The organism is Bacillus cereus group sp. N21 (assembly GCF_016483395.1).
GTDB classification, from domain to species: domain Bacteria; phylum Bacillota; class Bacilli; order Bacillales; family Bacillaceae_G; genus Bacillus_A; species Bacillus_A pseudomycoides.
Window position 1 is genome coordinate 19,547 of sequence record NZ_JAEHBX010000048.1, and the last position, 19,790, is coordinate 39,336.

Below are 19,790 nucleotides of genomic sequence, written 5' to 3' on the forward strand. Positions count from 1 at the left end.
GGGATATTTATACTTAGGAAGCTTTTTTTAAATCAATTTGCGCAAGCACTGGATCATGGTCACTTACACGGCCATGTTCTTTCATAATGTTTGAATTTAAATGTACCGGATCGACAACTGTATGCGGTGCAATATTATTTGTTACTAAAATATGATCTAATACTTGTGCATTTCCGTCATGAATATACGTGTACCGATTTTCTTTCGAAACCGTTTCTAACATATCTTGCATGTTTTCTGCTTTTAATGCTTGCAGTGGTTTCGAGAATTCGAAGTCATTCATATCACCAACTATAACAACTGGTGCATTCACATCTCGTTTTTGAATTTCTTTTACAAAATTGTTTGCTTCTTGTGCAAGCTGAATTCGTTTCTCTTCACTCTTTAATACAAGTGGTTGAATTTTCCCAAACGGCGTCGCATCACCAAGTTTTGAATTTAAGTGATTTGAAACAACGACGATATTTTGTCCTTGGAATGTAAACTCCGCAGCTAACGGTTTACGAGTATTATCAAACAGCGAATTTTCTTGTCCTATGCGCGTTGGATTTGTTTCTAATAGCTTTGGCTTATCTGCCAATTTCACACGTGATGGATTATAGAAGAAACCAACGCGAATGTTCGCTCCTGGCGCTCCTCCATCTTGATTATTTTGCGGAGCAACTTCTACATATTCATATTTTGGCCCGCGAATCTCTTGTACCGCATCAATAATACGCTTTGCACTTAATGAAGCATCTGTTGTTCCATCATTGATTGATCCATTATTATCTTGCATTTCTTGTACACCAATAATATCTGGCATCTTTAAATTATATTTAATAGAATAAGCAATTGCTTTTACCTTTTCATCAGATGTTTCTTTTGCATTCGCTGAAAAGTTTTCAATGTTATATGTTGCTACTGTTAATTTTCCAAGGCGAGGCTGAATATTTGCCCCTACTTGTTTAAATCCACCATCTGTTACTGATGGTAATTCTGTTACTGATGGTAATTCTGTTACTGGTGAAATTCGATACGCACCATAGTCATACCCGACTACACCTGTTATATCTCCAGTAAACTTGTCTCCTGCTTTCGCTACATAATCACGAGGTACTTTTAAAGATAGACGCTCTGGATTGAATTGGTTCTCGCCTAATAACGGCGTTCCATATTTCGTAGTTACTTTATCTCCACCATTTGCAACTGTTACATATAAATTCCCATTTTTCTGCGGTCCAACAATTTGAGGAGTCGGCATTGTAACACGCATACCTTCTAAACTCTCATAAAAGTCAATTGCATCTTCATTTGGATCGAATACACCAAATGCATCATTATCAATAATTTGATCAGGAATCTTTACGCCATTTTCACCTAATACAATCGCAGATGGCAATTGTTGATTATTTGCTTTCACAGCAATATTGCTTGCTTTAATTTCTGTGATGGATAAATCTGTATCAAATCTGTCAGCATATCCAGATCCAATAAACTCTTCGACTTCTCCATCAATTTGAACAAGATCTCCGGCAGCTACATTTGCCTCTTTTTTATATACATAAATCCCTTCTGAAGTTGCAGGATCATTATCAGGCTGCGAGTCTTGCATATAAAATCCATTCTTATCTAGCGCTGTTACAATACCTTCTACATTTCGTACTTTTTTCCCATTATAAGGAGAAATATGTGATGCACCTTGAATATCATGAATGCGAACTTGCTCATTTTTTACAACCGTAAAAGAAAACGTAGCAACGGCTGAAGATGAAAGATCTTCTTTTACTCCAATTGCTTTTAGAACACTGTTTTCATTTAAAACAATCGGTTCATTATAACGAATACTTTTATTCGTAGGAACAGATCCATCTAACGTATAATAGATTGTTGTCCCTTCTGTATTTGTTGTTAATGTAACTGCCGTTCCCTTTGCAATTTCTCCACCATTTGGTGATGCAGTAACATCGCTCACACGATTTTCTGTTTCACCTTGAAATTTATATGCTGTTACTGACTTTAAACCAGGACTATTAAAATATAATTCAAGTGTCCCCGTTAAACGAACCTTCTTCCCAACATTTCCAGGATGATCCTTTACATTCACTGCTGTTCTCACGTCACCTTTTGGCAACTGAACAGGCATAATTTTCTCTGGATCCGTCTCATTTGGCGAATCTGCTATCGCTACATTCGTATCTCCAAACTTCGCTGGATCCTTCGTATACTTAGAAGAGCTTTCTGTATATCCAACAATATACCCTTCCACTACCCCTTTACTGCTTCCTTGCTGCTTAAACATTTGAATCGCATCCTGCACAGACAATGCAGAACGTTCTTCTGCTTTTACTAAAGTTCCAGTAAATGAAATCAGTAGTATAAATGATAGCAAGATACTTACTAGTTTCTTCAAATTCATCGTCCTCCCCTAATTTTAATATTCTCTTAGCATGTATTATCATAACAAAAAATTCTTTATAAAGAACTTAAAATTCGACAAATTTTACAAAAAATTAATCTCATACTTCCGTATGAGATTTCTATTATGATTCCCCTACTATTTTCTTACAGTATTCCATTCCTTTTATGGATTTTATTGATAGCTGATTTTCTTACAATATAAGTAAGAATCATACAGAAAGAAGTGAAGAGAAATGTTCATCTATATATTCTGTAGCGTTTTGGTCTTATCTTTTCTCTACGATCTTCTATTTAATGCAAATTTATTACCAGATCTTGTACTGAATGACCAACCTACGAAGCAACCTCGTGAGTATGAAAGAGAGTATTATAACAGCAAAAGCACTCTTATACATTAAGAGTGCTTTTTATCATTGCTCAACTCATTCAGTTTTATCTATTTTTTCTAAGTAAGATAACGCACACTTTACCGCTGCTTCTTAAAATACACCTTTCTATTAAGTTGCTAATACTATTAAAGCGTCTGTCCATTATCAATTGTAAATACCTGTCCCGTAATAGATTCCTGAGTCAATTGAAAAAGGATAGCCTCTGCAATATCATTTGGTGTTGAAATTCTTTGAAGTGGTAGATTTCCCGCAAGTTGGTACATCTTCTCCTCATTACCTGACCACCATCTCGTATGAACTGCACCAGGAGAAATACTATTTACTCTGATGTCAGGTGCTAATGCAATAGCGAGCGACTTTGTCATCGTATGAATGGCTGATTTTGTTGCTGCATACGGTATAGATGATCCTAGTCCAGTTATCCCCGCAACGCTCCCCATATTCACAATAGCACCCGATTTTTGCTTCTTCATATAAGGGACAGCAGCTTTTATACAATGGAACATTCCTTTCACATTTACGCTGAAAAGCGAATCCCACACTTCCTCAGTTACAGACTCTAAGTCATCCATAGGTATTTGAGCTGTTATACTCGCATTGTTTACTAAACAATCAACTGTTCCAAAAAGACGAACAGTTTGAGATACCATCGCCTCCACTTCTTCTTTTTGTGCTACATTTGCTTTCAAAGTGATCGCTGTACCTCCTCGCTGCTTTATTTCATTCACTGCTTCTAACGCTTCTTTTTCTGAACGACTATAATTAATCACAACTTTTGCTCCTAGACTAGCTAACTTCAAAGCAGTAGCCTTTCCGATACCCGTACCGCCACCTGTTATAATAACTACTTTATCTTTTATGTCCATTTTAAAATCTCCCCACTGTATCTGATTCCATTTCATTTTATCTTCGTTCATTTGAGGAGTATAATACTGAATAATGAAGCCGATATCATTTTAAATGATGTCTAGTGGAGGGATCTATTCTTGGAAAGCCATGACTTATGGATTTTTAAACATGTTGCAGAACTACAATCAATATCTAGAGCTGCTGAGAAATTAGGATATGTACAACCGAATATAAGCCAGCGCATTAAAAATTTAGAAGATGAATTAGGCGTTAAAATATTAAAGCGTAATAATAGAGGTGTCACATTAACGGAAGAAGGAAAAGTGTTATTAGATTACACAAATGAAATTATGCTTTTAATGAATGAGGCAAAATCAAAAATAAACCCTCAGAAATGGAGAGAATCTTTAACAATTGGAGCATCTCAAACCATTTCCGCGGTGAAAGTGCCTCAGCTATTCTCTTCTTTTTTGGCATCCTATAAAAATATTGATGTGAAAATAAGAACGAATGATAACGCAAAGTTACAGGAAATGCTTTTATATGGAGAACTTGACGGAATTTTTTTAAGCGGGACATACAACCATTCACAACTCGAAACCGTGTACAGTTATTATGAAAATATCATACTCATTTCACCACAACATACTCAAATTGAAACGAAGCCTCATCAAACTTTACTCGTAAACAGTGATCCAAATTGTATCTATAGAAAAAAGCTATTAGATTACTGTAAGAACCATGCCTTTAATCCGAAAACGATAATGGAATTTGATTCACTTGAGTCTATCGTGCAAGCTACTCAAAATGGACTTGGTATTACGATTATACCGGCTAATGTGGCATATAGCCGAACAAAGACAAAAGCGATTCATTATGAAGAACTACCTGAAACAGTCAAAATTGACTTTGTGATTAAGCGTAGAAAACAACAACCGCAAAGCTTAAAGAAATTCATTCGTTTTTTAAAAGAGTTATAAATTTTAAACAAAGCCCCTTTAGTTTTTCAAAAGGGACTTTGTTTGAAACCTCACTTGAACAGAAGATACATTTTTCCCCTCTCCTAAATCAATATGTGTATTTATAACAACAACGATTCAATTAGTTTCATAAGTTGTTGTTTTGTTTGACTCAAATAGTTTCTTTTTTTAGAAGAAATTAATAATCCTATAGGCACTTTAGGATTAAATCCTTTAATCTTAAATGATATATTACTTTGTTTTAAGACCGTTCCCTTAGGGAGAATACCTATGGCATTTCCAAAAACCATTTGTGGAATGAGATGTACCGCACTACAATTGTAGACTTTTTGAAAAGATACATTGTTTTCTACTAAGAAAGAGTTTACAGCTTTGTAATAATTACAACTATTTTCTCCAATCAAGATTGGATAATGAATGATATCAGATATTTCAACTGACTCTTTTTTTAATACTGGATGATTCGGGTTATTGACTATAAATTCGATTTGTTCTTTGCTAAGTGGGGTGAAATTTAGATTAGAAATATTTTCGTTGTTTGCACAAACAGCAAAATCAATCTTATTTTACTCTATCATTTGTGATAAAAGCGCTGTGTTTCCTACAACAAAATCACAATGTATGTACGGTTTCTCATCGTTTAAATATTTTAATATGGGGGGAATTAATTTTTCTGCAACAGATTCTAATATCCCGATTCTTAATGTTCCTTTCTCCTCATTACTTATACGCTGTGCTTGAGATATTGAATAATTCCAATGCATTAATAAGTTATCTACTTCCTCTGCAAATAAAATGCCTTCCTCTGTTAATCGGGCATCCCATCCACGTTCAAATAGAAGAAAACCCAGTTCATTTTCGAGTTTTTTTATATGTGTTGTTACGGTTGATTGAGCATAGTTTAATTTTTTGGCCGCAAGTGAAAAAGTTCCTTCCTGGACAATCATTTTGAACGTTTTTAACTCTTTTATTTCCATTTTCACACCTAATCTCTATCGGTTTTATTGATAATTGTATTATATATTTTCAATTATACAAATCAAAATCACAGCAGTAAAATAAATCCATAAGAAAGGGAGTGAATATATGCCATTTGTTACTGTTTATTATCCAGACGGTCAATTGCATAGAGAAGAGTTAAAAAGAGTAAGCAATCGTATTCACTATTCATTAATTGAACATTTTAGCATTCCAGAAAATGATTACTTTCACATGTTTTTACCCTACCCACCCAATCATTTTTTTACGACCCGCATTATCTCTTAGAAGAGGAGAAAAAGAGAACTGATAAAATGATACATGTTTCTATTACATGTGGACCTGAACGAACAATACAGCAAAAAAGAAATTTGTATCAATCAATCTCAGAAGCTTTTTATGACCATTTAAACATCTCTACAACTAATATTTTTATTACATTGAATGAAACATCTGCTGAAAACTGGTCATTTGGTCAGGGAATAGCCCAAATGGTTACAATGAAGGAGAAAAAGAATCATGAATGATCGTATCGAACTCAATATTTCAAAGAAAATGAGGGATACTGCTCCCAATTTTGTTGATTATAGTGAAAATGTGTTATTCGAAAAGGTATGGAGAGACCCTGCTTTAACACCAAAAGAAAGAAGTTTCATTACACTTTCTGCTTTAATTAGTATTGGTAATACTGAACAACTACCATTTCATCTACAACTAGCCGAAAAAAACGGAATGAACCAACAAGAAATCATCGCTCTCATAACACATTTAGCCTTTTACGCCGGATGGCCAAAAGCAGCTGCAGCACTGAACGTAATACTGCGTTAAAAATAAATGACTTATTACATTATCCTCTGTTCCCTATTGGCATTCGGAAACTTATTAAAGACTTTCATACAGGTAATCACTCTAGTCCTGTTTATATAGGGGGAATTGATTAAATGAAATCACAAACCCTAATTTAGCAATTAACGTAAAAACTCCATTTTGAATAAAGATTGTTCAAAATGGAGTTAATTCTTTAAATTATGTTTTTGATTTTTATAGAAAAGTTTAATCATTTCTTGCGATTATTATTAAAAAAGCGCCTGTTAACTTAATAATCACTCTTATGCTTCGCAAAATAGGTTAGAAAAAGTATGACCACCTTCTAATTTAAAGGTGGTCTGTTTCATCATTGCGCAATTAATTCCGCTTCATCTATTTTTTCTAAATAGGATAATACATGCTTTACTGCCGCCTCACCTTGATCAATACAATCTGGAAGACCAGATCCAGCATAAGAACTACCTGCTAAATAAACACCCGGTAATTCTTTATCCATAAATGTTTTTAACTTTGTCATACGTTCTTTATGTCCCACTGTATATTGCGGCATTGCATCTTTCCAGCGGCTTACAACAGTAAAGTCTGGATCTGCCTTAATATCCATTGTTTTTTGCAAATCTTCTAATATAAATTGAACAATTTCTTCATCTGTTTGCTCTACGATTGCTTCATCACCAGGACGCCCAACGTAACAACGAAGAAGAACTTTTCCTTCTGGTGTTGTATGCGGCCACTTCTTATGTGTCCACGTACATGCTGTAATAGAAAAATCACTATTTCGAGATACAACGAAGCCCGTACCATCAATATCACGCTTGATTGCTTCTTTCGGAAAAGCGAGTGCAACATTCGCAACCGATGTTGATGGAATATTGCGGAAAAAGCGGAACTCTTTATACTGTGCAAACATAGATGGCAATACTTTATGAGACGCAGCAACAACGATGGAATTCGCCTCAATTTCTTTTCCATTACTTAGTGTAATATGATAACCATCACCCATTTTTGCAACTTTTTCAATGCGAGTGCCCTTCACAACAGTTCCATCTTCTAGCTGCTCTTCTATTTTTTCTACAATGGATTGTAAGCCTGTTTTTAATGTTAAAAAGATCCCTTTCGGCTTTACATCTTTTATTTTCTTCGGAGCCAACGTACGCATACCTAGTGAAATACTACGATATTTTTGCTCCACTTGATAAAATTGTGGGAACGTGGCCATTAAACTCATTTGATCAATATCCCCCGCATAAATTCCAGATAATAATGGTTCGATTAAATTTTCAACCACTTCATTTCCTAGACGACGACGGAAAAATTGACCAAGTGATTGATCAGAAACAGGTTTTGAACGTGGCAATACAAAATCAAAACCTGCTCTTACTTTACCAATCGGAGAGAACAATCCTGAAAATAGAAACGGGGTAACTTGCGTTGGAATACCCATCATAGATCCGCTCGGCATCTTATGTAATCGATTGTTCACGAGAACAAATGATTGACCAGTTGCATTGTTTACAAGCTCATCTCCAAGTTCGAGTTCTCTTGCTAGTCTAGCTGCACTCTCTTTTCTTTCTAAGAAAGAATCTGGACCACGCTCAATTGTAAATCCATCTTTTCGAACGGTTTGAATTTTCCCTCCAAGTTTACCCGATGCTTCTATTAACAATGTATCAATCGGCAATCCTTTTTCGCGAATTTCTTTTTGTAAGTAATACGCTGTTGTTAAACCTGTAATTCCACCACCGATGATAACAACTTTCTTTTTCAAAACGGCTCCTCCTTTCCCAAGGTATTACGAAACATCCATTTGTTTCTTTAACACTACATCTGCTAAACAAGAAATAAATGAATCTGATGCATTTGGCATTTCTGGACGATAATACTTTGCTCCAATTTCTTCTGTAACGATTTTGCATTCAATATCATTGTCATATAACACTTCTAAATGTTCAGCTACAAATCCAACCGGTGCATATACAAATGAAGTGTAGTTATACTTTTCATGTAGCTCTCTCGTTAAATCTTGTACATCTGGCCCAATCCATGGGTCCGGTGTATTTCCAGCACTTTGCCAACCGACTGCATAATTTCGAACTTCCGCACCACGTGCAATATAATCAGCTGTTTCATTTAACTGTTCTGGGTAAGGATCACCTAACGCAATAATTTTCTCTGGTAAACTATGCGCAGACACGATTAACACTGCTTTTTCACGTTCTTCTTCTGTCATACCATCATATATTTTTTTCACTTCGTTTACCCAATACTCGATAAACTTCGGTTCTTTATACCAGCTATCGATACCATGAATTGTTAAGTTTCCAAGCTTATCTGCTGCTTCTTGCGCCCGGCCGACATAGGACTTTACGCTGAACGTAGAATAGTGCGGAGCAAGAACAAGGGCAATTGCCTCTTCAATCCCATCATTATGCATTTCTTTCACAGCATCCTCAATGAAAGGTTCTATATGTTTTAGGCCAAGATACATGTGGAATTCCACATGATCCTGCATTTCGTTTAAACGCTTTTCTACTTTTTTCGCTTGTTCTAATGTAATAGTAGCTAAAGGAGAAATACCGCCAATCGCGCGATAGCGTTCCGTTAAGTCCTTCAGCATTTCTGGACTCGGCTTTCGCCCTCTGCGAATATGCGTATAGTACCGTTCAATATCTTCTTCTTTATACGGTGTGCCGTATGCCATTACAAGCAAACCAATTTTCTTTTTCATACACCTATTCTCCTTTACTTCGCTAACTGTTCTTTAGAATACTCATGAATAAATGTCGTCAAGCGTTTTAATGTATCTGGATTTACTTCTGGGAATACACCGTGACCTAAGTTAAATACATAACCAGGCTGCTTCATTCCTTGATCGAGAATCCCTTTTACATGCTCTCTGATAACGTCCCATGGTGCAAGTAAGAATGAAGGATCCATATTGCCCTGTACTGCTTTATGAATGCCGCGTGCACGCGCTTCTTCAATTGACAGGCGCCAATCAAGTCCGACTACATCAAGAGATAAGTCATTCCATTCATTTGCTAAATGTCCTGCTCCAACGCCATGCATAATCATCGGAACGCCCATCGTGCGAACTTCCGTGAAAATACGCTCCATTGCAGGTTTAATAAACAAACGATAATCTGCTACATTCACTGTTCCAACCCAAGAATCAAAGACTTGCACTGCTTTTGCCCCTGCTTTGATCTGTGCCTTCAAATATGTAACTACCATATCTGCAAGCTTATCCATTAAAGCAAACCAAGCTTTCGGTTCTGCATACATAAACGCCTTCGTTTTGTGGTAATTACGAGAAGGTCCGCCTTCGATCATATAACTTGCTAATGTAAATGGCGCCCCTGAAAAGCCAATTAGCGGAACATCTAACATCTCGTTTGTTAATAAACGAATTGTATCTAATATGTATGGAACATCCTCTTCTGGATGAATTTCACCAAGTTTTTCTACGTCCTGTAAAGAACGAATTGGGTTATCAATAACCGGTCCAATCCCAGATTTAATTTCAACATCAACGCCAATTGCTGGAAGTGGTGACATAATATCTTTATAAAGAATCGCTGCGTCTACATTATATTGATCAACTGGAAGCTTTGTAACATATGCACATAACTCCGGATTGTGTGTAATTTCAAATAAAGAATACTTCTCTTTTATCTTTCTATACTCAGGTTGTGAACGCCCTGCTTGTCGCATATACCATGCTGGTATATATTCTGTTTGTTCCCCTTTACATGCTTTTAAAAATGTCTCATTTATATTTCTTACCAAAACCCTTGCTCCCTTCCTTACCTATACGAACCCTATCCTATTATTTATCTTTTTTTACTATACAGCTTGTAAAAACAAAATGCATAACATTATGTACGTTGTTCATGAAATTGACACAAACGCTCGTAAAACCGCTTACTATTTTCATAACATTCTTATTATATCACAAGCAAAAATTACGGTTTAGCTACTTTTGTCTTTTCTCCTTCTCGATTTGTTTGTGGATTGTACGGAACTACATAAAAGCTTGGTTTAGAGAATATGTTAATAAACTTTTCCTCATACTCACCAATCCCTTTTACCGTTCCAACGTGAATATGCTTCCCTTGTTCTACTTTATAGATTCTATATACAACCCGTTTATCGGGAAGTGGAGTCCAGTGTAATTTTGCAGTAAACAAGCTAAATGGACTAAAAGATAACTGTGCTTCCACGTTCTCAATTTTACTTAGGCGGATTGGTTTTCCAATTGTTTCGACACCTTTTGGCCGCTTGAAACTTGAATTATCTTGTACATTTGCCTTCGTTAAAATCTTTTTAAATAATTCTGTTGCAGATAGCTTTCCATCATAAAGTTGGTGTTCTTTATCCGTACGATCATACCCAATCCATACCGCGCCTACTAAACTCGGAGTATATCCAACAAACCAAATATCCCTAGCGCCTTCACTTTGATTAGGAAGTGACGTTGTACCTGTTTTCCCAGCTAATGCACCGTTATATACTCCCGCTCTCGCTGTCCCCTCCCTTACAACCCCTTCTAACATTTTTGTCATATACCATGCTGTTTGTTTTGAAAAAACTTTCGTTTCGTTTTTAGGTGATTCTCCAATCACCTTTCCGTGTCGATCGAGTACCTGTTCAATAACATGCGGCTCAATAATTTTTCCATTCGCTAAGAACGCACGGTACATCTTTACAAGTTCAAATGGAGAGACCCCTTCTTTAAGTCCGCCAAGTGCCGTACTTAAACCAGATTCTGCAATATGAATATTTCCCTTCTCTAAATATTGCTTCCCTTGCTCTACACCCATTTCACGTAATAAAGATACAGCCGGTACATTCGCCGATTCTAAGAGTGCATCATACATCGTTACTTCTTTTGAATACCTATGATTATAATTTCGTGGTTCATACCCTTCAAAAGATGTTTGCTCGTTTGTTAATAAAGAATACGGATTATATTTTTTTGTTTCCAGCGCTGGTGCATACACAATGAGCGGCTTTAAAACAGACCCTGGCTGTCTTTTCGCAAACACTCTATTAAATCCTCTTGGGACATACTCTCTTCCGCCAATTGCGGCTTTAATTCCTCCAGTTGCATTATCCATTAATAAAAAAGCACCTTGTGCCCCGTTTTTTTTACCTGGAAAATTTCGTGCATCTTGAAATTGATCATAAGCTACTTTTTGAATTTTTTCATCCATAGATACAATAAATGTATATCCTCCGCGAAGCACTTCTTGATGTGACAAACCATATAACTGTGCTGCTTCATCTACAACCATATCCACATATGGTATATAAGCAAGTTCTCGCTCATCTAAACTTTTATAAAGAGCAATTGTCTTTCCTTGGTAACGAACACTCTCCTCAGCTGATAAATATCCTTGTTTATGCATAAGAGATAAAACTAAATCACGGCGCTCTTTGTTCTTTTCTGGATATAAAAAGGGAGAATATCCATTCGGTGCTTTCGGAAGACCTGCAAGCATCGCCCCTTCTTCAACTGTTAATTTTTCTACATCTTTATTAAAATACAATTTCGCCGCTGCTTGAATCCCGTAAGCACCATGACCAAAATAAATATGATTCATATACATTTCAAGAAGCTGTTGCTTCGTATATTTATGTTCCAATTGAAGAGCGATTGCCACTTCTTTTAATTTACGTGTAAATGTTTTTTCATGAGTTAAAAAAACATTTTTAACTAACTGCTGCGTAATTGTACTTCCGCCTTCCACTTTCTCTCCTGCTAAAATGTCTTTATACAACGCGCGAAAAACAGAAGGGTAATCGATTCCATAATGTTCATAAAATCTAGCGTCTTCTACAGCTATAAACGCCTCTGCTACATGTTTTGGAATTCGCTCAATTGGTACAAGCTCTCTATTTTCTACATATAACTTCGTAATTTCTTTTCCTCGCTGATCAACGATACGTGATGAAGAGTGGAAAACAAGCCGTTTTTCATCCATTATATAACCACCAGCTAACACAATCAGTTTATAGAATACAATCGCCACTACAAACACTGCTACGCCGCCCATTAGGCTCCACTTTATTTTCTTCATACATCGTCCTTCTTTCCAAATGATGGTATGTTTATTATTTGAAAAACGATTATCTTTATGTATATAATCTTCGAAGTTTTTTGTAAGAGTTGCTATAATGAAACTAAACTCATAAAGGGGGCATTACAATGAAAGCGATTATTTCATACGAAACACCTCTAGAACAACCACATTTCACTGCAAAGAGTGATGAGAAAGATATGTTTTATAAAGAAAATACCGAGGAAACTGTAGAAGGATCACTTCAATATGACGTGCTAGATGCTGTCGGGGAATTTAAAGGACAACCTGGCTATATTGTGTGTAACAACATTTCTGTTACAGATGAAGGCCGTCCTATTTTTGAAAATCGTTTCAAAAACCGTGCAGGACTGATTGAAAATGAGCCTGGTTTCCAAGCAATCCGCGTTCTTCGCCCATTAAGTAACGATACATATGTCATTATGACAATGTGGGAAAATGAACAAAACTTTAAAGATTGGACAGAGTCACGTTCTTTCGAAAATGCACATAAAAAACGCCCTGCACAAACAAATGCAGAGCCGCAAAAAAGCATTTTTTCAAGACCTTCTTTTGTGACTACTTTTGATGTGTTAGCTTAAACAAAAAAGCTGTAACTTCGATTGAGGAGAAGCTACAGCTTTTTTCTCTGTCTTCCACGAACTCATCGCCCTTTTATCTTGAAATACTTTCCACTTCATTTCTACCACAGTAACTACATTGACCTCGTCTACGATGATAATAAGCGATAGAAGCAAGACCTAGCGCTATTCCCCAGAGAATCCATAAAAGCATTGGCCCTATTGAACCCCAAATGTGACTCAACAAAATATTATCTGTAGACACGAGGTGAAGTTTAACCGCGATAAAAGCGAAAGTAAAGGTGAAGCCAGCAGCGGTTACAGCAATCGCTACACACGATGCTGGAATCACCGCCAGCAGGATTGGCACCCTTTTACCGTTAACGAATGGGAACCATCGCGGGAAGGTTTCACCCCATTTTTGGATCAAACCCAGCGTAAGAATACTACCGGCGATACATATCGATCCGAAAGCCCATTCAGTAATATGATGCGCTGGGTTAACATTTGAAAAGTCCTGCAAAAACTTCGCGTCAATTCCTAGCGGGATTTTCAATGCCCAAGCATAGCGCGTAATTGCGTATGGAATAGGAGCAAGAGCCGCAAGATAGGTAATCCATCGACTCCATCGCATGAGAAGAGATGTTTTCCCGTCCGCTTTCCTTCCGCAATATTCACATGCATGGCGTATTTTTCTTCGATAAGCTACAGCGAAAAACCCCCAAGATATTCCTCCTAGAGCACATATAATTTGATTGAGCATCAGCCAGTCAAATTTAAATTTTAATAAAAAAGCATAAGCCATGGCCGCAATCAGACTGGCATCCGGTACAAAGAGGAGTAAAGCAGCCGCCCACCCCCAGGCATAAATGAGGATAAGCCGCTGTTGGAAAGTCTTTTCCACTGGCTTCCTCATTGAAAATCCAACCAATATACCTATCAGACAAAGAACAACAAATATGATACCTCCAACCTGGGACGGAAGATAAGTAACCTTTCCAGCAAACAAATCCATACCATCTTCATTCTTAAAAGGATACCCCTCTCCTCCAAGCAACCAGTAAAGATGCATCGATCCATAAATGGCTGACCAAGCAATGGCTATATACCCAATCCAAGATGGCCATCGCTTTAGGCTCATTCCTTCTCTTTTCTTTGGTGAAGGCAATGCAGAATTTGTATCCACGTTAGATTTGTCAATGGAAGTCTTTGAATCCACTCAAAAAACACCCTTTCCTATTATTTTCTTGAGACTGATCTACCCCGTTTTTTTTTATACACATGCATCCAAATTTGACACTAACCTGCTCACAGCCCCTTTCTTTTTTTAACTCTCATAAAAAATCACCTCGATATCCATTGTATTGAGCGAATGGAAAATCGAGGTGACCTCAAGTTTAAATCTAGTTTAATTTTTGCCTTAAATAATGCCATGTACCTTGCGGAGAACTGGATACCTCCCAAAAAACATCCATTTCCCTGGTCATGAGTGAAACGATGGATAGCCCGATGCCCGCTCCTTTTGCTTCTGAGTGGTGCTCCATTCCCCGCCCTTTATCTCTGATGACCATAAATAAGTCGCCGTCACGATCAATTGTTTCTACACAAATATATCCGCCAGAACTGGCATGCCTAATGACATTTTGAAACAGGTTATCCAATATACTACGCAGCCAGAGAGGATCCACCTCCCAAATCAATGAACAGTCAGCCAAATGGACATTCACTTCAAAGCCTTCTTTCTCAAAAACCGGATACCACTCGGCGACAGCATTACATAACTCTTCAATCACATCTATGTTTGTCTTCTCTAATGGATACTTTCCAGCTGAAAGTAATGTGTAAGTAAGAAGATTTTCAAGTAATTTTCCAACATCATTTAGTTTGTTGACGATAATTTGTACCGATGCGGTTGCTTTTAAGGATGAGGGGTTATTCTGAATGGAGTAGGCATGCTGTCTAATAACGGTTAAAGGAGTCCGTAAATCGTGAGAGATATTCGCAATCAATTGTTTTCGTAGATACTCTTCTTCCTTCTCGCGCTTCCGGCTGTCTTTTAACTGATTGATCATCCTGTTAAAGGCTTTTTCCAATTGTCCAATCTCATCACTGTTATTGACTGTAACCTTATCAGGTATTCCATCATTTACGGTATCTGACATTGCGCTTTGAAGTTGTACAAGTCTTTTGCGAATACTTAAAAAAAACAACACAGATACCACTACAATCGAAACACCTACGACAAAAATAATAAGGATTAAAAAGAGATCTCCATTTACTGGCTGAATCGCAAGCGTCGTAATAGATTTTGGGATATGAAATACCATAAATCCTTGTTCACCATCTTTATCAATCATAGCTGTCACAGTGAATATATCTTGTTGCCTTTTCCTATCGAGATAGTTGATGAGGTTCAAAGGTGTCCATTGATCAGGAATCTCTACGATACGCTGATTGATCACATGGGTTTTCCCCGCTTTATCGACCCAAAACAGCTCAGCTTTCGGATAATGTCCTTGTATCTTACCGAGCTTTTCATTGATTGTATTCTCATTAGCTTCATTTAGTTGTTCAGCTTCATGTTCCCACATTTTTTCTATTTCCAGTGGCTCATGTATCGTATCTTGTTTAAGCAAAATGTCAGGTAAATAATAGATTGCTGGCAAAATAGGCCACATGAATAAAGAGGCAAGGATCAATAATAAATATTTGGTAACGAGCGATCTTCGAATATTCATAACTTCAACCGATACCCGATGCCGCGAATCGTCTCGATAATCTGAGGATGACTGGGATCAATCTCTATTTTTTCACGCAAATGACGAATGTGGACCATAAGAGTCCGATCCCCTTTTATATATGAATCTTCCCACACAGCTTCATATATTTGCTTTTGAGTCAAAATCTGATTTGGATGATTGAAGAGAAACATAAAGATATGAAACTGTTTACCAGTTAAGACAATCTCTTTATTCGTTTGTGAACTCAAAATACGGTTGGCTTTCCGGTCAATACTTAAATGGTTCAACTGTATATGATCCGGAGAAACCACACCGAGTCGCCTTAAGAGAACATGAATGCGGGCCTCGAGTTCATCAGGATGGTACGGCTTCGTCATATAATCATCTGCAAAAGCAAGCCCTTGCAGTTTATCTTCTATTGAAGCTCTCGCTGTGAGCATCATAATTGGTATTTCAGGGAACTTTTGCTTCATTCGCTGTCCAACCGTATAACCATCAAGCCCCGGAAGCATAATGTCCATAATAACAACGTCCGTTTGTTCCATGTATTCAAATGCATGATGGCCAGACTTTAACCAAATCACTTTATATCCCCGTTCAGTAAAAAACTCACTTACCCATAATCCAATTTCTTTATCATCTTCTATATGTAAAATTGTTAATCCCATCACATTTCTCTCCTCTACAATAAATCTTCACATATTTATTGAGGTTCCCTAACCACAACATATGCTTATAAGTGTCTATTTTTAACTAGATAACGTGAAACTTTAATCAGTGAGAGGCTTCTTTACGGGCAGTTAATGCAAGGGAAAAGAGGTGCTGTTTTCTATCATTTATATTCATCTAGTTACGATTTTAACTTTGACTGAATCTCTCATTTTCATTTACGAATTGCTACATATTATCCCATGTCCCCAACATAAATTGCGGACTTCCTACTTTGAAGACCATATTCTGTTAAGAACGGTATGATTGCTTTTGGATAAAGGTTTGTGTTTAAAAGGTCTTCTAGCGGCAACCATTCAAGTGCTAGTTGATCAGGATCAAATTCTGTCCCTTCCCCAAAAGAACGATCGTCATCCGGATACAGGCATTCAAAAAGATGAACAACGACATGTACATTACGATCCCACTCGGCATGTTCATGATTCTTTCCTATATACTCACTTACAAATAGCAATTCTCCTGCTTGTACTTTTAATCCAGTTTCCTCCAAACATTCTCTGACAACAGCTTCTTTTAAAGTTTCCCCCGGCTTTTACGGACAGTTCATCTCCCACCTAACTTCCTTGCTTTCGCTGAATTTTGAGGTGGGAGTGTTACTGTCCGTTAATGCGGGATGAACTTGTTATAGTCATATTTCTTAATCGTTAATATTTAGTTGTCTCTAATTATAATCGCCTGCACTGAATTCTAATTTTCACCTATCTCTTCCCTCTTTCACAATACTTGCGTCAAAAGCACTTCTATCTTAAAAATGACCATAAAATACATGCAATAACATACAAGAAACCCGAATAATAGAATTTTTGAATTATCCACTATCCGGGTTATATATCTAACTTTTTTTTATTTTTGCTTATACCATTCATGAATACGGGCTACATCCTCTTCACGCACATGCTTCAATTCATAATGACGTCCCGCAACACTGCAAGCTACTGCTACAATATACGTATACAATCTATCTTTTCGCTGAAAGTATGATTGCGTTTTTGTCATTGCTTGTACATGTTTTCTTTTCACAAATCCTGTATACTTTGCAATGCCCCTGTACACAAGCGTTAACTGATCAGATTTTATCGCATATCCACCCGTTTTATACTTGCCATATCCAAGAATCGTAAAGAACAAAAATAATGGCACTAATACAAATAAAGCACTATATTGCTGAAAATATACACTCGCTCCTATAATCGGTACTGCTACAGCTACAAAAATCATCCAACTCATAATGAGATAACGGCGTAATGCTGCTTTCGGTAAATGGACGATCTCCTCTTCCATTTCATAAGGCAAATCTAAATATGCCAGCAACTCTTGCACATCTTTTTTCTTCATGAGCGGGTGCAATATGACATTCATATTATTTGTATCTATGCTCTGAATGACTTCTACTTCAATAGAACAATACCCAAACGGTTGACGAAGGATTCCTTCTTTCATTGTCAATGCCTGAATCCGGTGCAGTTTTAACACAATCTCTTTCTTTTCAAGTAGCCCTTGTGAAATACGAATTTCATTTCCATTTCTCTGCACTGTAAAGTTCGCATGTTTTAAAGCATAACCAATTGTAGAAATGATCCATGAGATTACAATTAAAATAGCAACCATACATAACAAATCATACACACTATTGTCTTTCACATACGTTTCTACTTTTTCTATTAACCATTTCGGAAGAACGTTATCAAACTGTGTATAAAGGAAAATCAACCCAGAAAATAATAAACCGAACCGACCAGATGTAATAGATGCTAGCAAAATTTCTTTTGGCGTTAACTGATAAACAGTTGTATTTGTTTCTGACGGTAGGGTTTCCTCTTCTTTTAAAGTTTTCTTACTTTCTACTTTATTTAATAAGGCGATTAATTCTTTCGCTTGCTCTTCCTTAATTCCAGCTAACGTCACCTCTGGGTCCTTTCCACCACCAGCCGTTTCAATTTTAAGCTTCCTTAACCCAAATAACTGATAGATGATATTTGAAGCTGTACTAATTGTTTGCACACGCTCTTTATTTAAATAGCTTTCTTTTTTGACAAATACCCCGTGTTTTATATGTAAAATATTATTTTCAATCCAATACACTTTAAAGTACCATTTCACAAACGAAAATATGGCCAAAATCAACAAAAAACCTAGAATGAAAATGGGAAATAAGTACCAAGGCTCTACTTCATCTTTAGGACCAAATAAAACAATGATAATAAGGGGAAATAAACTAGAAATCCTTATATCAAATAATATAGTAATCGGATGTTGCCTCTTATACATCCTTATCACTCACTTTCGCAAGTTCCCCAATTTGTCGTTTCAACTGTTCTGCCTCTCTCTTTGTTAGTCCTGGAATACTATGAGAAGTCGCTGCCGTTGAAATTTGTAATTCTGCTAGTTCATATTTTCTCATAATCGGCCCTTGTTCAATCGTCACATGCTGAACACGAATCATTGGAACTAACACACGCTTTACAATAAACATCCCTTTTTGAATTTCAATCTCTTCTTCATCTAATCGATAGCTATAATAACGCTGACGTAGTTTCGGAAAGATAAAATAGTCTAGTGGCGTATATATAATCGTGGCAACGACCAATATACTAAACAACCAACCCCACCAATTAAACTTGATCATAAAAAAGAGATATGCTAAAACGATACTTACAAGTACCCCTGCACCAATTAATGCATGGATCTTCCACACCTTAACCATATTCGGATGAATTTCATTTTCTAATGGCTGCATTTGATCACTCCAAATTTAGAAATCTATTAAATATGTATACTTTGTAATATGCCATAATCACACAATACAAAACAAGGCAGAATAAACATTTTTTGTAAAAATAAAACTTGTTATTTTCTGAATATGTAGAATACAACCAACAATAGATTAGATTTACGTATTTTACTTTTCCAGTCATTGAATATTTCCCTGGATTTGAGTCAATATATTTATGATAGGACTGAACCTTTTAACTATATTACACTATTATTAATGTGCATATTAAATTATAAGTATGTAGTGAACCGTTGAAAGTAAACTTTTAATAATAGATAAAAATACTTTGTTATCCATATCATCCGTAAACATAAATATCCAATAAAGATATTTAATTACAAATATATTTATTTAATTTATAATTATATTTAGAAAATAGAATATGGATTTGAGTCAATATTTTGGACACAAAAAAGTTAAATCTAAGCTACTTTTTTAGCTAGATCTTCTATAGTTTGG

Annotated in this window: 14 protein-coding genes and 3 pseudogenes; 4 read left to right on the top strand and 13 right to left on the bottom strand. The window is 36.4% G+C overall.

Translation table 11 applies throughout. The features are described 5' to 3' along the window. Positions 1–13: 13 nt before the first annotated feature. Both JDS96_RS21760 and JDS96_RS21765 read right to left on the bottom strand, forming a co-directional pair. A complete protein-coding gene (locus tag JDS96_RS21760) occupies positions 14–2,398 on the bottom strand; it encodes a DUF6359 domain-containing protein (protein WP_199668007.1) in 2,385 nt (794 codons plus the stop codon). 516 nt (positions 2,399–2,914) lie between these two features. After that, complete coding sequence (locus tag JDS96_RS21765; protein ID WP_199668008.1) at positions 2,915–3,655, bottom strand: SDR family NAD(P)-dependent oxidoreductase; 741 nt, start codon at positions 3,653–3,655, stop codon at positions 2,915–2,917. 120 nt (positions 3,656–3,775) lie between these two features. Between JDS96_RS21765 and JDS96_RS21770 the strand changes: the two genes are divergently transcribed. Continuing rightward, positions 3,776–4,618 carry a LysR family transcriptional regulator gene (locus tag JDS96_RS21770; protein ID WP_199668009.1) on the top strand — a complete coding sequence of 281 codons (843 nt, stop codon included), beginning with the start codon at positions 3,776–3,778 and terminating at the stop codon, positions 4,616–4,618. Between the two features lie 101 nt (positions 4,619–4,719). Here JDS96_RS21770 and JDS96_RS21775 read toward each other — a convergent pair. Beyond that, a pseudogene (locus JDS96_RS21775) lies at positions 4,720–5,595 on the bottom strand (LysR family transcriptional regulator). 109 nt (positions 5,596–5,704) lie between these two features. Here JDS96_RS21775 and JDS96_RS21780 point away from each other — a divergent pair. Continuing rightward, positions 5,705–6,123 (top strand): annotated as a pseudogene (locus JDS96_RS21780) (tautomerase family protein). Next, entirely contained in the window at positions 6,116–6,424 is a 309-nt protein-coding gene (locus JDS96_RS21785; RefSeq protein ID WP_018766604.1) for a carboxymuconolactone decarboxylase family protein, read from the top strand. The pseudogene JDS96_RS21780 and the gene JDS96_RS21785 overlap by 8 nt, the downstream one beginning before the upstream one ends. A gap of 346 nt (positions 6,425–6,770) precedes the next feature. Here JDS96_RS21785 and hemY read toward each other — a convergent pair whose 3' ends face one another. From hemY to JDS96_RS21805, 4 genes are all read right to left on the bottom strand, one after another. Continuing rightward, a complete protein-coding gene (gene hemY / locus JDS96_RS21790; RefSeq protein WP_199668010.1) occupies positions 6,771–8,192 on the bottom strand; it encodes a protoporphyrinogen oxidase in 1,422 nt (473 codons plus the stop codon). Positions 8,193–8,216: 24 nt separating this feature from the next. Next, positions 8,217–9,152, bottom strand: a complete 936-nt coding sequence (gene hemH, locus JDS96_RS21795; protein WP_199668011.1) for a ferrochelatase — start codon at positions 9,150–9,152, stop codon at positions 8,217–8,219. 14 nt (positions 9,153–9,166) lie between these two features. Next, positions 9,167–10,213, bottom strand: a complete 1,047-nt coding sequence (gene hemE, locus JDS96_RS21800) for a uroporphyrinogen decarboxylase (protein WP_003195782.1) — start codon at positions 10,211–10,213, stop codon at positions 9,167–9,169. Between the two features lie 176 nt (positions 10,214–10,389). Next, positions 10,390–12,507 (bottom strand): transglycosylase domain-containing protein, encoded by a 2,118-nt coding sequence (locus JDS96_RS21805; RefSeq protein ID WP_199668012.1) that lies wholly within the window; start codon positions 12,505–12,507, stop codon positions 10,390–10,392. 128 nt (positions 12,508–12,635) lie between these two features. Between JDS96_RS21805 and JDS96_RS21810 the strand changes: the two genes are divergently transcribed. Beyond that, positions 12,636–13,109 carry an antibiotic biosynthesis monooxygenase family protein gene (locus tag JDS96_RS21810; RefSeq protein WP_199668013.1) on the top strand — a complete coding sequence of 158 codons (474 nt, stop codon included), beginning with the start codon at positions 12,636–12,638 and terminating at the stop codon, positions 13,107–13,109. A gap of 73 nt (positions 13,110–13,182) precedes the next feature. Here the strand turns inward: JDS96_RS21810 and JDS96_RS21815 are convergent, their stop codons facing one another. The 6 genes and pseudogenes from JDS96_RS21815 to JDS96_RS21840 all read right to left on the bottom strand — a co-directional run bounded on the left by JDS96_RS21815 (position 13,183) and on the right by JDS96_RS21840 (position 19,295). Further along, positions 13,183–14,307 (bottom strand): DUF3995 domain-containing protein, encoded by a 1,125-nt coding sequence (locus tag JDS96_RS21815; protein WP_199668014.1) that lies wholly within the window; start codon positions 14,305–14,307, stop codon positions 13,183–13,185. Positions 14,308–14,491: 184 nt separating this feature from the next. Next, entirely contained in the window at positions 14,492–15,754 is a 1,263-nt protein-coding gene (locus JDS96_RS21820; RefSeq protein ID WP_242479963.1) for a HAMP domain-containing sensor histidine kinase, read from the bottom strand. A gap of 68 nt (positions 15,755–15,822) precedes the next feature. Continuing rightward, the gene (locus JDS96_RS21825) at positions 15,823–16,497 is read right to left on the bottom strand and encodes a response regulator transcription factor (protein ID WP_003195773.1); all 675 of its coding nucleotides are present in this window, start codon (positions 16,495–16,497) and stop codon (positions 15,823–15,825) included. A gap of 236 nt (positions 16,498–16,733) precedes the next feature. Further along, positions 16,734–17,075: pseudogene (locus JDS96_RS21830) on the bottom strand (NUDIX domain-containing protein); the annotation flags it as partial. A gap of 326 nt (positions 17,076–17,401) precedes the next feature. Next, positions 17,402–18,826, bottom strand: a complete 1,425-nt coding sequence (locus JDS96_RS21835; protein ID WP_199668016.1) for a PH domain-containing protein — start codon at positions 18,824–18,826, stop codon at positions 17,402–17,404. Further along, the gene (locus JDS96_RS21840; RefSeq protein ID WP_199668017.1) at positions 18,819–19,295 is read right to left on the bottom strand and encodes a PH domain-containing protein; all 477 of its coding nucleotides are present in this window, start codon (positions 19,293–19,295) and stop codon (positions 18,819–18,821) included. Before JDS96_RS21840 ends, JDS96_RS21835 begins: the two co-directional genes overlap by 8 nt. Between the last annotated feature and the right edge of the window lie 495 nt (positions 19,296–19,790).